Annotated in this window: 7 protein-coding genes and 1 pseudogene; 2 read left to right on the forward strand and 6 right to left on the reverse strand. The window is 46.1% G+C overall.

The genetic code is table 11. The features are described from left to right. Positions 1 to 5 precede the first annotated feature (5 nt). Positions 6 to 1,112, forward strand: coding sequence for a 3-isopropylmalate dehydrogenase (gene leuB, locus WJM45_RS11490; RefSeq protein ID WP_341325243.1), 1,107 nt, complete (start codon positions 6 to 8; stop codon positions 1,110 to 1,112). A 231-nt stretch (positions 1,113 to 1,343) separates the two neighbouring features. On the opposite strand, the gene WJM45_RS11495 is transcribed toward leuB, so the two are convergent. From WJM45_RS11495 to WJM45_RS11515, 5 genes and pseudogenes are all read right to left on the reverse strand, one after another. Then, positions 1,344 to 3,527 carry an alpha-amylase family glycosyl hydrolase gene (locus WJM45_RS11495; protein WP_341325244.1) on the reverse strand — a complete coding sequence of 728 codons (2,184 nt, stop codon included), beginning with the start codon at positions 3,525 to 3,527 and terminating at the stop codon, positions 1,344 to 1,346. A 303-nt stretch (positions 3,528 to 3,830) separates the two neighbouring features. Continuing rightward, positions 3,831 to 5,771 (reverse strand): HD domain-containing phosphohydrolase, encoded by a 1,941-nt coding sequence (locus WJM45_RS11500; protein WP_341328935.1) that lies wholly within the window; start codon positions 5,769 to 5,771, stop codon positions 3,831 to 3,833. Positions 5,772 to 5,777: 6 nt separating this feature from the next. After that, positions 5,778 to 7,757: pseudogene (locus tag WJM45_RS11505) on the reverse strand (PhnD/SsuA/transferrin family substrate-binding protein); the annotation flags it as partial. A gap of 12 nt (positions 7,758 to 7,769) precedes the next feature. After that, on the reverse strand, positions 7,770 to 8,105 hold the full coding sequence (locus WJM45_RS11510; RefSeq protein ID WP_341325245.1) for a PhnD/SsuA/transferrin family substrate-binding protein: 336 nt from the start codon (positions 8,103 to 8,105) through the stop codon (positions 7,770 to 7,772). A 562-nt stretch (positions 8,106 to 8,667) separates the two neighbouring features. After that, on the reverse strand, positions 8,668 to 9,816 hold the full coding sequence (locus WJM45_RS11515) for a sensor domain-containing diguanylate cyclase (RefSeq protein ID WP_341325246.1): 1,149 nt from the start codon (positions 9,814 to 9,816) through the stop codon (positions 8,668 to 8,670). 827 nt (positions 9,817 to 10,643) lie between these two features. Here WJM45_RS11515 and WJM45_RS11520 point away from each other — a divergent pair. After that, positions 10,644 to 11,183 (forward strand): hypothetical protein, encoded by a 540-nt coding sequence (locus WJM45_RS11520; RefSeq protein ID WP_341325247.1) that lies wholly within the window; start codon positions 10,644 to 10,646, stop codon positions 11,181 to 11,183. Between the two features lie 20 nt (positions 11,184 to 11,203). Here the strand turns inward: WJM45_RS11520 and WJM45_RS11525 are convergent, their stop codons facing one another. Further along, complete coding sequence (locus tag WJM45_RS11525; RefSeq protein ID WP_341325248.1) at positions 11,204 to 13,999, reverse strand: EAL domain-containing protein; 2,796 nt, start codon at positions 13,997 to 13,999, stop codon at positions 11,204 to 11,206. Between the last annotated feature and the right edge of the window lie 1,132 nt (positions 14,000 to 15,131).

Consider the following 15,131-nt stretch of genomic DNA (forward strand, 5'->3'; position numbering starts at 1 on the left):
TAAAAATGAAGCATTATAAAATCGCAGTATTGGCCGGCGACGGCATCGGCCCTGAAATTACTAAAGAAGCGCTCAAGGTTCTCAAGGTCATCGAAGAACGTAACGATGTTACTTTCGAATTGATGCCCGCCTCGTTCGGAGCTTGCGCCTATTTCGAAACCGGTGACGCCTTCCCGCAAGCGACTATCGATATATGCGACCAGGCCGATGCGATTCTGAAAGGCCCGATCGGCTTGAGCCATGAAGAAGCTAAAAAAATCCCGGTCGACCAACAACCCGAGCGAGGCGCGTTACTGCCGATGCGACGCCGCTACAATACATACGCCAACTTTCGCCCGGTTTCTTTGCCAAAATCATTAGCGCATTTCTCCCCGTTGAAACCTGAAATTATCGGTGAAGGTATCGATTTGATTATCGTGCGAGAATTGGTCGGCGGCCTCTATTTCGGCGAAAAAGAAATGGGCGTCAACGACAAAGGCCTGCGTTATGTTCGTGAAACTCTGGAATACGATGAGGAACAAATTCGTCGTATCATGCACGAAGCCTTCAAATTGGCCAGTAAACGCCGGAAGTTATTGCACAATATTCACAAAAGCAACGTACTGAAATCCAGCGTGTTATGGAACGAAGTCATGGAAGAAGTGGCCAAGGAATATCCGGACGTCAAGGTTGTCAATTATCTGGTCGACGCAGCAGCAACGGCTTTATGCCTGAACCCGACCCAGTTCGATGTCATGGTCATGGAAAACATGTTCGGCGATATTCTCAGCGACCAAGGCGGCGGTATCCTAGGTTCGCTGGGCTTGATGCCTTCGGCCTGCATCGGACCCGATAAAGCCTATTACGAACCGTCGCACGGTTCAGCACCGGATATCGCCGGTAAAAACATCGCGAATCCTTATTCCATGATCGGCTCGGTCGCGATGATGCTGGAAAACAGCTTCGATATGGCCGCTGAAGCTAAAAATGTATGGGATGCGATGCAAGGTGTTTTCGGCGACGGTTACTCCACCGCCGATTTGTCGAAACCCGGCAGCGGCGTAAAGATGATCAGTACCGAGCAATTCGGTGATAAAGTCGTGGAAAAATTGCGGAATATGCCAAAAGCTTAATCCTTTAAAAAATGCTATATTTGCGTTAATAGTTGAAGTTAAACCACTTCACTCTTTCCCAAGCTCCAGCTCTCGCCGTTATACATAAGTCGTAGATATAACGTCTTGCCACTTTGGCGAATGTGACCTCGATACCCTTTATTGTTGCTTAACGTAAGCGACTTTCCCTCACCTAGCGTTAGGTGAGGGAAGGCCGTGAACGTTAAATGCCAATAAATGATAGGCCGTTAATTAGCGAAGGTAAACCCCGGTCGAACCAATCTTCCCCGCCCCGTTCAACACGAAGATACCTGCCGAATTGGCTGGCACATGAAAACCAAGGCAGCCGTTACTGACCGATATTTCCTTTCCGGTGATTGCGTCGCGATAAATGCCGTTACGGATATTTTCAACCGCAATATCCTGATCACTTCCGATTGACAGGCCGACCACGGCATAGCTTGTTCCGTCACGATAGTCCCGTACGAATCGCATGCCGCTTCCCCACTCATGGACTTGGCTCATTTCGCCCTTTTGCAATGCCGGTATCGCTCGCCGGATCCGATTCAAGCGCTTGATGTGTTGGTATAGCGGATGGCTTTGCGTCGTACCTATGTTCTCGTCTGTCAGATGATCGCCGAAATAGGCCCGACCGGTTTGGTCGAGCGTATCGTCGTTGCCGATAACATCCTGCGGCGCACCTTTCATGAACTCGATTTCCTCACCGTAGTACAAGCAAGGAATACCGCGCACGGTCCACAACAAATTATAGGCGGCCGCCGCCATCCACTGCTCGCCTTTAAAGCGGAAACGGAAGTCGTTGTCAGGCCCGACATCGTGATTCTGTAAAAAGGTGACCAGCGTCGAAGCGTTGCCGTAGATCCAATCCATTTCCAGCACCCTAGCCACACCTTCGAAGCTGCCCCGACTCAAATTATCGCGAAAGGTCGAGAACAATCCGAAATCGAGTTGCGGAAAACCGGAATCACCTCCGGAATGCGGATTACGCGGATCGTGACCCAAGCGTGTATACCACCACGGACGAATAAACGAAGGCCCGTTGTCGCCGCCGCCGAGATCGCCCCAACCGTAGCCCTTGACCAAATTTTCACCGAACACGAACAGCCCCGGCTTGTGCGCCTTCCAGGCATTAACGTACTCTAATAGATTATCGCGCGGCACATGCTTGACCGTGTCGATGCGTAGCGCGTCAACACCCATATCGAGATAGCGGTTGACCGCGCCAATTAAATAATCCTTGACGTTTTGACGGTCGGTCGCGAGATTAATGCAATCGCCGGCAATATGCTTCTTCTGAACGGCCTCGCTTTCCCAATCGCCGCCGCAGATAAACCCATGCTGCATGTACCATTCGGGGTCGAGAGTTTGCGCATCGATGCCGAAAAAACGACCGGGATCGTAACCGGGTTTCGGAATTGTTTCGCCGGTCTTGGGGTCTTTCAACGGCACCTTACCTTCGGGATCGCTGTGATGCCTTTCACGATACCAGTCAGGAGCCACTGGATTGTCGATGTCGTCGCGGTTCGGCCAGGCATAATTGCCGAGATGGCCTTGATACGGGCCATGATCGACCCGGCCTTGCTCCGAACCTTGAGGTACGTAATATTTGATCGGCAGATGATCGATGTGAACCTGGCCGCGAATACCGTATTGACAAGAATGATTGACGACGACATCCTGAATGATCTTGATGCCGCGTTTATGAGCTTCGTCGATCAAATCCTGATAGGTTGCGTCGGGCGATTCGAGCCGGGGATCGATACGAGTCCAATCGTAGGCGTGATAACCGTGATAATCCAGACCGCTACGGTTTTCGACCGGCGGCGTAATCCAGATCGCGGTGAAGCCGAGATCGCGAATGTAATCGAGACGTTTGATCAAACCTTTGAAGTCGCCGCGCCAATGCGGGTCTTCCGGTTCTCCGGTTTCAGAATTGAACTTGATGCGGTCGCGACAGAAAAAACTGATGCTCGGGTCACCTTCATTGAAACGAGCGGTCAGCAAGAAATAAATCGTTTCCTCACGAAAATCGCCCAATGGCCCGTTCGGATCGACCGGAACATGTAAAGGCTTCTCCGAAGCTTTTGAGCTCGATTGTCTCGCGACTGAAACCCCGCTAAAGACGGCCACTCGCGGGTCGATGTTCTCTTCGCATTCATGCCAATGCCCGTTAGCGTAATAGCCGCTACGCGCACAATGCAAATCTCCAGTCTGCGAACCATTACCGTCGTTGAAGACCACGCTGGCGGACTTCACGCCATTAAAGCGATAAACGAACCAACCATCGTTATCGACCGTTACCGGTACGCCGGGCCAATGAGTGTTTTCGTCGCTCGGATAAGTATTCCAGTAATGAATATGAACGGAATCCGCCCAATCGGCGGGTTTAAGAAAGCGTATAACGAGTTCGGGCATGTGATTTTGAAACGAACGGTGAATAAGAAGGGTATCAAAGCAGTATGCTAGCCATGAAACCGTAAACTAGCAGTCTGCGCCGGGGATAATCGCAATTGAATACTCGACTGTCAAGTACCGGATGATTAATCCAACAATTCCCAATTTGAAAATCCGCAAGAATGTGGATCGAACATGGAAAGGAGTAACAGTTTTTGCTCCTGCAAAAACCATAAGGGTGAAAAAGAGCTCTTTCATCTTCTGCCTTCGGATTGTCTTCAGTGGAAAAACCGAAGACTTCGTTGACATTCACCGGTATCGGATTCATTTCCATGGCGTTCCGCCGTCCCTAAAAACTTCGCGGCAAAATTCCACGACGCTCGCATCATAGATGGAGCCCTTGCCTCGCTCGATCTCGTTCAAAGCCGCTTGCACTCCCAAAGCCGCCCGATAGGGCCGATGCGAGGCCATCGCTTCAACCACATCGGAAACGGCGAGAATGCGCGATTCCATCAAAATTTCGTCGCCTTTTAGCCCATGAGGATAACCGCTGCCGTCCAAGCGCTCATGATGTTGAACAACCATTTCGGCTATCGGCCATGGAAATTCGATGCCTTTGACAATTTCATAACCGATCGACGGGTGACTTTTAATGATAGTAAACAACATCGGCTCTAGTTTTCCGGGCCGATTGAGTATTTCGATCGGGACGGCGATCTTGCCGATATCGTGAATCGTCGCACCTAACCGCAATCCTTCCAAGCGATAAGCGTCAAACCCCATGCGCCGACCGATTTGCACCGCCAACTCGGCAACCCGTTCTTGGTGTCCGGCGGTATACGGGTCGCGCTTTTCAATCGTCATGGCTATCGCGCGAATGGTTTGAATCAATGAGCCTTGCAATTTTTCGGCAAAACGCTGTTGTTCTTCCTCGGCATGTTTGCGCACCGAAATATCAATGATACTAGCCCGGTACTCGGCAACGCATCCTGTTTCGTCTTTAATAGGATCAATACTAAGACTAACCCAGAGCCCGCGACCATCGGCGCGGCGCATATTGAGCTCGATATCGCGAACGCTTTGCTCGCCTGCGAATAATTTCTCGATTTGCGTTCCCCCAAAAAGATCGAAAATCGTTTTCGTTTCCAAAAAAGCCCTGTCATACCCTAACATCTGGCATAACGACTGATTGAATTGCAGCAAAACTCCGTTTTGGGGTGCGACTGATACATAAGCATTAGGCGCGTTTTCGTATAATTCTTCGTATCGATTCTCGGCGATTTTCAAAACCGACTCGGCATGCTCGCGCTCTTGTCGAATACGCAATGCCCGTATACCGAACGCCAAGTCGCCGGCCATTTCTTCAAGCAATCTCAACTCGGCTTGATCGAAGGCATCCGGTTCCGCCGAATCGAGCGTGATCGCTCCCAAGATTTCACCATCCGAAATCAACGGCAGCGCGACCACCGACGCATAACCTTGTGTCAACGCGGCTTCGCGCCATGACGGTGCAAAGTCCCGGGAATTATTGACGATATCTTTCAGAATAAACGTTTCCTTGTTGCGAATGGCGAAGGCCGCCGGATTGCGTCCGCCTGCATCATCGGCCCAAGACAGCTCGACCGAAGTAATAAAATCGATATCGCCACCGGCAAAAGCCATCGGACGAATCGTTTTACGATCGTCGCGCTCCGCATAGCCGACCCATGCAAAACGGTAGCTGCCGCTGTCGATCAAGATACGGCAGATATCGTCCATCAGAGTTTGTTCGTGTTGCGCATGAACAAGCGTGGTATTGCATAGACTCAACGTGCGTAATGCCCTATTGAGCCTACGCATTTCATTCTCGGCCTGACGCAGCTCGGTAACATCCTGCACCGTGCCTATCATGCGAACCGGTTCTCCCGCATCGTTGACAATGACTTCTCCAATTTCGTGAAGCACTCGCTCGACACCATCGGCACGGCGAATACGGTGATCAAGCTCATACTCATCGCCCCGCGAAAAGGCATTTTGCACGGCATCGGCCACAAAATCTCGATCTTCCGGCGATATCAACTCTAAAAACCTACGATAAGTCGCTACGAATTGTTGAGGCTTAAAACCGAACATGCGGTACACTTCGTCGGACCACGACAACTCGTCGGTGACAATATTCCATTCCCAACTGCCTAGATGGGCGATTTGTTGAGCCGCAGCCAAATTCGTTTCACTAACCCGCAAGTGATTCATCGTGTCGATGCGCCGAAGAGTGTTGATAATCATCTCTCCAGCCGTTTGCAGTAGACGCTCTTCTTCCTCGTTCCAGCGACGAAAACGCCTGACGGAATCGATGCCGATAAAACCCGAGAAAACGCCGCCGTAATTAAATGGCGCAGAAAGTAGGGAAAGTATTTTCTCGCGCTTGAACTCCTCGCACTCGGGTATAGCGCAGGAAGGCAAGCGATTAACATCTTCTATTTTTACGGTCCTCCCGCTCATCAGCTCTCCGAACAACCACGGAAAGGATTCCACCTTAAATTTGCACAGAGAATCGATTTGTGGCTCGACGCCTTCCGCGCACCATTCGTGAGTGTGTCCGAAAGCATCATCGTAATCGAAGATATATGCTCGGTCGACATCTAAAAACCGGCCTAATTGTGCGAGGGTTTTTAAAACGGTTTGATTAATTTGCTCCGGTCTAGCGTTACTCAAATTCGAAGCAATTCCGGCAATCAAGGCTTCCAAGCCGATGCGATAGGTCAGCGCCTGTTCGGCCTGCTTGACTTCGCTAAGGTCCAAAACGGTCAAGACAAAACCTTCTTGTTCATCGTTATCGTTTAAAATTCCCGCAACCGTGATAAAAACCGGCAACCCAAGACCGTTCGGCACATTCAATTCCATTTCTGCCGAAAAATCTTCTCCGTCTCGCTCGGCTTTATCGAATAGCGATTGCAACTGCGACATGAAATACGCCGCGACCAATAAACAATCTCCCTTATTAAACAAGCGTTTGTTGCACTCGGGTTCGTGCGAATCGCACCCTAAAAGCGCTCTCAAACTCGGATTACAAAAAATCACTCGACGTTCGCAATCTAAAATCATAATCCCTTCGCCGGCCTGCTCTAGAGCTCGGTTCAATATTCTTCGACGCGCCTCAGTCTTACGCAACTCGGTTACGTCTTCCAAAATATGAATCGCACTTTTGATGCTCCTATCCGCATGCATTATCCCGAAGGAGCGCGAAACGAATATATCTCCATTAGGTAGTTGTAATTCGTTTGCTTTAGCAAAACTGTCTTCCGGAAAATTACGGCATGCGGGCATCGGTCCATTCATTTTTGGAAATAATTCGAAATAAATGCGTCCGATGACTTGATCCAGCGTCATTCCCGCACGATCGCAATAAGCGGGGTTGGCTCTAACGATGCGCATCGCGGCATCGTGAATGAAGATAGGATCGCCAATCGCATCGAAAGCATCGTTCCAGTCTTGGCTAATGCGCTCCAATTGTCGCCTGCTCTCTTCCAATTCGGCGGTTCTTTCCCTAACTCTATCCGCTAGATGATTACGCGCATCGATCAATTCGCTTTCCGTTTTACGCAGACGGCTATTCAGACGTATGAAATAAACAACAAAGAGACTTAATACCAGCGGCGTCAGTATCGACAATAACAACCAATGCCAATAATGACGCAAAAAATCATCAAAACCGATCCGGCCAATCTCTTCATACGGACTCAGACGTAACTCGCGCAATAAATCATGCACGGGCCGGTAATTATAAGCAACGGTCCAACCGGCAATACCCGCTGCTTGAGCCGCGGGACTATCGCTTGACATCAACATTAACGCCGAGGCAACTTCGAGACTCAGAGATTCTGAGGTATCGGCGAGTTTAGCAAATGGCCATTCAGGGTAAAGGCGAGTACTGCTTAAATAGCTGAAATTTTCATGCTCTATAGGGTTGATGACTTTCAGTTCTTTCAGGTCGATCGCACCTTCTTTATGCATTTGCTCCAAAGTATCGCTTCGCGCGGTCCCGGCATCGACCGATCCGTCTAAAACCGCACGAACGGTCGCATCATGGGTATTAAAAAAACTCAACCGAGTATGCCTCTCCGGCGTCACGCCCTGAGCCTGCATTTCACGCCAAGCCGCCAAATATCCGCCTAATGACGATTCGCTCACCGCAGCGAAACGCTTGCCTTTCAAATCGGCAATTTGATTTATGTCTTCTCGATCCGCGCGCGCGAATATCACGCCGCTAAAAAATGTATTGCCTCATCCCCCATTACGCTTACGCATCGTGGCGATACGCCCCGCGCCATAACGCGCCTCGAAATCGACATAGATTCCCGAGTTCACGAGAAAAAAATCGACTTCGCCCGAAGCGACTGCTTTATCGATTTCGTTAAAATCTAGCGGAACGATGGAAAAGTTTCGACTGGATATTTCATTCGCCAAATACTCGGCCGTCGGCAACCATTCGACCAAAGCGCGGTCCTTGCCCCGATTCGCCAATACGCCGATACGCACCGTATCGTCCGCAGCAACAGAAGCCGGTGTCAAGAGTAATATTGACGATAAAGACAAGATAATTAAGCGCAGCAGAAGCATATCGAACAATTTGATAAAGGAAGATTATTCTTGGGATTTTAAGAATGAAATGCGAAGTCACCACCACCGGAACGACTTAATTCCCTCGAGCATCATAGCAGATAAACCTTAAAAAAAGGTTCGGTTAAACAGTAACGGTCATGAAGGCCAGGTCATCGCCTCGGCAAATGAAAGTCTGCAGAAACCAAAGAATTTCCTGATTATAAACGCCGTAGATCAAAATTCGGCGCCTGGGTGTCCGCTAAAGGACACCGTGATGAACCCAGCACCTAAATTCCATAGGTCTTTGGCAATGATTCAAAATCATGGCTTATTTAGGTGCTGGATGAATTATCTAAGACAATCAACCATAACCAATGGGCTATGGAATTTAGGTGCTGGGTGAATGTTGATTTTGCATTACGCAATGGATGGCGTGTATTAGGACACCAACAGTAGGCGATTTAGGCGATGCAGGGCAGAAAAATGCTCCTACATTTTCTGTATTCGTTACATCCTTATTTTATAGCCAAATTCTAACTTCTTATTCTTCATGATCTTCATCCTGAATACTTTTTCTAGATTAATAGGATACTGCGCTTTCCATTAATGTCCGTTCAATAATAAAGCCATTATTTTCTATCCGATTGCGACCGTTGCGCTTGGCTTGATATAAAGCGGCATCGGCCGATTCAATTAATCGCATCGCAATATCGGCTGCGCTGGAAAGTATTTGCTTAGGCGTCGAGTAAGACGCGGCCCCTATCGAAATAGTCACCTGAATCGGTTTACCGTCAAAAGCCATATTGAGCGATTCAATCGTAGATCTTATACGTTCAGCGATAGCTATTAATTTACTTTCATCAAGATTTGACAACAACGCCACAAACTCCTCGCCACCGTATCGAGCCAGAACGTCATTATTGCGTAGCAGATTTTTTACCGATCCGGCCACTTGTTTCAGTATATAATCTCCGGCTTGATGTCCGTGGGTATCGTTGATTGACTTAAAATAATCGATATCGAGAAATAAACAAGACAATGGCTCGCCGCTTCGTTGGCAGCGATCGATTTCTTCTACAAGCCTTTGCTCAAGAAAACGTCTGTTGTTGACGCCGGTCAGTGTGTCTATGAAACTGGTCCTGCGCATCATCTCGAAATTCAGATTATTTTCCAAACAAATACTGACCACCGAAATCATATGCTCGATAAAATCGGTTGCCATTGTATCGATAAACCGTTCCTGCTGAAAGCTGCCGAAATTCAATGATCCTAGATACTTTCCTCGGCGGATTAACGGAATCAATGCGACACTAACCGGCTTTCTATCGGTATAGTTAAAGAATTCGGAACACTTTTGATGATAGGCGCCAATATAGGGCTTTACGGCAAAACCGAACAGTGCTTTTAGCTGATGACGGTCTTTAAGCAGAGTTAATTGCTTTGTGGTCTTGATATCAAAACCGTCCTGTATCAAATATTCCGACAATTCGTTTTCTTTATCGACTAAACATAGACTGATGACATCGAGATCGAAAAATGCCTTCCCGCCTTCAAGAATATGAATAATCATTTCGGATAAAGAATTTAAGTTAAGCAAGCGTCTTTCAAATGCTTGAAATCGCCTTAAGGCGTTACTGTTCTGTTGAACCCGATTGATCATGCCATCTAAATGACTTTGCAATATCGACAAGTCGGTCGTTAAATCTTCTTCCAAAGCTAAATCTCTCATTAATAAAAAACCCTACTCCTCTATTAACAAAACTGTTTGATATATTAGCGAAATTCAATCCAATAAGAAAAATGGAAAGATTTAGGAGCCGGAAAAAACTCATCCTTAGGGAACTTTACGGCAGGCCCTAACCGCAAAGAATGACGGAAATACCAGTTTTGCTGAAGCAAAAACCGATCTACTACCGTCATTCCCGACGTAAGTTTCAGTCCCCCTATTTGAAAAAGAGGAGTTAGAGGAGAGGCCAACAATTACGCCTGAATTGCGGCAATTTCAAAGGGGCTGAACACTTACTTCCCGACAAACATGCCCAAAACCAACTGAAAACTAGACGTTTTCCGCTAGGATAAGGAGAGACATACCCGTCGTAGATCAAAATTCGGCGCCTGGGTGTCCGCTAAAGGACGCCGAAAACCCAGCACCTAAATTAGTCATGATATTAAACATAGCCAATCGGCTATGGAATTTAGGTGCTGGATTTAGGTGCTGGGTAAATACGTCCATGTAGACTCTATGCCAGCTCCATGCTGGCAAAGCCTTTATGAACGCCATGGATGGCGTGAATGTCGATTTTGCAGGAGCGAAAATTGACCGGACACCCAGGCGCCTCCTCTGGCACTGCCGAAATTTGAAGTGCGAAAGGTATAACCATCTCTAAAGTTCGCACATTAAGATTAGCAGTAAAATAAAAATTTACGAATGCCGTAATCTTTCTTATTTATATTTTTATAGCACAACTTGTTCGTTGAAACTTTGATGATAACCTTTTAAAGAGGTAAGCTTTATATGGCTACTCTCCGTTTAACTCTTCTTGTGGAGCATGCTAAATGAATCGAGAAACAGACAATTCAGCTAATAGTCTGGACGATAACGTAACTAAAATCGTTGAGTCCATTGATCGTGATGTCGAACGTGGAGAGGACATTGTGATGGCCGGCTTATGTATCGTAATGATGTCGACTTTTTTTGCACCGATAGCGCCTCCGGCAGTATTATTGCCTTTTGTCGCTATTACATTCGCAGTATCGGCGGGACTGGCGCGATTAAATTATCGAAAAATCGAACGAAAATTGACGGATTTCCTAGTAACGATTGAAGAACCGGAACAATCCAAACTCAGACCCATTCAAGCAGTGCTTAAAGCATCGCCCTATGAATCGCTCGGCCAATCTTTTAATCCTTTTAAAAATATCAAGCGCACCTTTAAATCAGTGCTCGGCGGATTATTGATCAACCCGTTGTGGATGCCTATTTTCTATATGATTGGCCTACAAATCGAGGAAGAAAAAAAATTGATCGCTCTGAATCAAGCCGTTATGTCTATCGAACAAGAATCAGTCGATAACCCATATGAGTTTTACGCGTAAATTGCAAATCAAGAAAGCGATCACCCTACTCGATTCGCTTGAATGATTGGGATTTCGCTCGGCTTACCGATTAAGTCTCCAGCGGCATGATTAACCCCCATTTTCCTAATCACATCAAAAATCCGACGCGTATTCACCGATTCAATGACCGTAATCTTGTCGAAAGCCTGAGCCACTTCGACCATCAGCTGTAAATTTTTGCTGCTGTCTTGGTTCTTTTTAATTTGATCAATGAATTGCCCATCGATTTCAATAAAATCGACAGGTAAATGCTTAAGGTAAAAAAACGATGAAAAATCAATTCCAATATCGTTTAACGCGCACCGACAGCCGTATTCTTTAATGCGCCTTACAAAACGTTGTGCGATAACAAACTGTCCAATCACCGAAGACTCACTGATTTCAAAGATGATCTGGCTCGGATCAACCGCGTTTTTGTTTAATAATCCGGCCATATCCGAGCAAAAGTCGGGATCTAAAAACAAAGCGCCGGATAAACCGATCGAGATGCTAATCCGATTCCCCGATTGATTATAAAAAGCAAGTTCATTAATTGCTGTAACGACTAGAAGGCGCTCCAGTCGAGCCGCGAGTCCTAATTGCTCAGCATAAAGCCAATATTCCTCCGGCGAAATCAAACTACGGTCATCTCGCCGTATACATAAGCGAATTTTAAAATAACTTACGCAACGCTGATCGATATCCCAAACCGGCTGGTAACTCAACACAAATCGATTCCTATCGAAAGCGATATCGAATAAAACTTGCCATTCGCTTCGCCTCTTGCCGTTGCCTTGACTACTGCGTTGCTGATCGAAAAATAAATAAAAGCCGTCTTTTTTTGCATGATGCATCGCCGAATGAGCATTAGCCCTTAATTGATCGACAGTATCGCCATGCTGCGGATAGAGCGCTATTCCGATACCCGTTGATAAGAAAAGGTTTGGCGAATCAATTTCCACATTGAGTGATTCGACTTCATCAATGATTTTATTCGCAAGTACAATAATACCTCGTTGTTGACAATTCGGCATGATCAACGCAAAACGATTATCGCCTATACGATACAATCGATCGGAAGATCGCAGAATGGGCTTAAGCCTGCTTGCGACACGAACCATGTAAGATATATCGAAACGTAAATCGCCGGTGCCGCGCGGAGTCACATCAAATACCAGCAAGGCCAATTTGCCGCCATGTCTTTTAGCCGATGCGAGCCGATCGGCTAGTTCGGATTCAAAGCTCCTCTGATTACCCAGGCCGGTAACCGGATCAAAATTTGCTATGGTTAATAACTTTTGCTCAACGATATGTTCGACACTCATATCGACGCCCATTGAAAGCACAAATGCCTCTTGGTTTTTGCCATCCTGATAAAACGGCGCATGAATCCAAAATATGTCGCGACTTCCGCCTAGCTTCGATACCAAACGTCCTTCAATTTGCAACCGTTGCGCATGCCTATCGCTTCTTAGCCGGGCTAATTGAGCCCGATGATGTTCCTCGGAAGACGGCAAATAAAGATCGAATAATTTACCGATAATCGAATCCTTTTCTTCGCCTAAAACATCCGCCGCCGCCTGATTCGCACTCGCAATCAATCCATTCATCCGTTGCGTAATCATTATGACGGGAGCGGTACTCACCATACGATTAATAAAATCTCTTTCTTCGGCTAAATTCCGGTTATGCTCTATGATTTCAAGGGTATTGGTATTTACGATTTGTTCCACCAACTCAAGCTGTTGAGCCAATCCTAATACGGAATGATTTAGTTGATCGATTTCGTCATGAAAAAATGGAAATAGTCTTTTAGACTTTACTTGCTGTCTGAATGCCGGAAATTGCCGGCCGGCCAATAACGGAATCGCTTTTGACAGCCTGGACACGCGACCGATGAAAAACCGGAGGATGGTTAATAATACCAGTAGCGATAAGAAAAAACTCATCAATGCTTGAATCCAAATTGATCTTCGCTTGGCATTTAATACATCTATATCGTGAGTGATATCGTTAACAAAGACAAAAAATGGCGCACGATTTGTCTCCGAGTGATTCATACGTCTCATACCAAGCTCATAGTAACGATCTCCGAAAGATAACTGTTCGTTACGGTCGGCAAAACGGCTGACTGCGTCGCTCTTGGATAAAATACCTAAGATATCGAAATCCAAACCGGAAAATGTTTTAGCGGTTAATTTGACCGTAAAATTCGGGTCTTCAGACGTGAGGGAGTCTTCGACTAAAATGCCGATATCGTTATTCGTTAGCTTTTTATATTTGATGATGATGTCTGCTAAAGACTGAGATACGCTCAATACACCGGCCGACTTTGACTGCCCCAACATTGGAATCATCGCTTGTTGAAAACAAGCATCGGGACATACAATTCGGTGAACCGGTTCTTCGGTATTTAAAACCTGATATACATCAGCATTGGATATTGCCAGTTTACGTCCCCATACACCAATGAGTCGCCCAATCTCATCGAATAAGGTAATATTTTCAATATCCCAAATTAATTGTAATTGCTCTCCATTTCGTTCCAACATTTCGGACAATTTTTTTTCTTTATCAGTACCCCCTACCGAGAGAGCCAAACCTTCGGCGAGCTGGTCTAAAGTTTGGAATGCTTCGTTGGATAATACCTGAGCGGTGTCGAATTGTTTGCTTTGAATATGTTCGCGTTCGCGCTTGAAAACCCGATTCACTTCGTTATAAGCATAATAGAAATAAGCACTATAAACGAACAGCATTCCTATACCGAATAAAATCGATAATTTCCACCGCAAACTGAAAAAAGGGGCTTCATCCATCGGACTTACCAATCAAACCATGACATAAACACCTCTATAACCTGAATATTATGGCTCCGCATAGGGTGAACGACATAAAAAGTGTGCCGTCGGATTCAACTGAAAAATAAATATTCTATTCGAGAGCAATCTGACCATTACAGAAAAAACTATTGCTTGGCTTATCGTAGCCGGTCAAACAAGGCAATGCGGACCGGATTACTTAAATTGAGCAATTAAAAAATCAGGAATATAACTATTTTCAAATAGTTAACTGATAAGTTTTACCAAAAATCGGTAGTTTAGCGCTATTATCCTATTAACTTTACAATGTTACTTCGCGCTTTCCGTATCTTCCGTTTCCAGGATTAAAGACAATTGAATCGGTTTAATTTATTCTCGAAAGAAATAAGATAAATAAATCCAATTAGTTACAAAAATAATGTGCGTGTAATCTCGGAACACTATGATAACAGGCTATTCGAAGCAATAAATTCTAACGGATGAAGTATACCCTTTTTATTCAATCAAGCTACTACTAATTTATCGGAAACCTATCATTCCGGCATGAATTGACGAAATCGATTCTAAAAATGGAATTAAGTTTGGTCGTAAATAACTCGTTGACAGGTAAGCCAGTGGTTTGACCTGTGTGACTATCAAGGCTTTGCCTTTAGATTTAGTTTTTAAAGACATGTAAATTGCTCGTCGAGGCTTAGCGAAATAAACATCAAGCTAAAAACGGCCCAACCCACACCCACTCTTACCCAAGTTGTTATTAACCTAGAAAAAGCATTTCACCATGAAGATCATGAAGAATAGGAAGTTAATTCAATAGCATATTACGCGTTTGTATAGAACTTTCGCTCACCAAAAAGGTTAGCGAGAAGGATTTGGTAAGTTCTTGGAATCCTTCATGAACTTCATGTGCTTCATGGTTAAACTGCCGAATTCAGGATTAAAGTATGTAGCCTGTATGCAGCGTAGCGGAATACGGGACTGGCGAAGCTCCGAACTTCCCGGATTGCGCTACGCTCCATCCGGGCTAAGCTGTTTAGGATCGCCGGAGGTTGGTGGTGGAGAAGTGGTTCGGATACATCAAAGGGAAAAGTGCGGTATCGAAGGCAATGGGGCTGATAATAACCGTCAAGCC

The organism is Methylotuvimicrobium sp. KM2 (assembly GCF_038051925.1).
In the GTDB taxonomy this organism is placed as follows: Bacteria; Pseudomonadota; Gammaproteobacteria; order Methylococcales; family Methylomonadaceae; genus Methylotuvimicrobium.

Coding starts and splice junctions, on each gene's coding strand:
- WJM45_RS11510 (WP_341325245.1), bottom strand. CDS start 8,105: ATGCTTCTGCTGCGCTTAATTATCTTGTCTTTATCGTCAATATTACTC.
- WJM45_RS11500 (WP_341328935.1), bottom strand. CDS start 5,771: ATGATTATCAACACTCTTCGGCGCATCGACACGATGAATCACTTGCGG.
- leuB (WP_341325243.1), top strand. CDS start 6: ATGAAGCATTATAAAATCGCAGTATTGGCCGGCGACGGCATCGGCCCT.
- WJM45_RS11495 (WP_341325244.1), bottom strand. CDS start 3,527: ATGCCCGAACTCGTTATACGCTTTCTTAAACCCGCCGATTGGGCGGAT.
- WJM45_RS11525 (WP_341325248.1), bottom strand. CDS start 13,999: ATGGATGAAGCCCCTTTTTTCAGTTTGCGGTGGAAATTATCGATTTTA.
- WJM45_RS11515 (WP_341325246.1), bottom strand. CDS start 9,816: ATGAGAGATTTAGCTTTGGAAGAAGATTTAACGACCGACTTGTCGATA.
- WJM45_RS11520 (WP_341325247.1), top strand. CDS start 10,644: ATGAATCGAGAAACAGACAATTCAGCTAATAGTCTGGACGATAACGTA.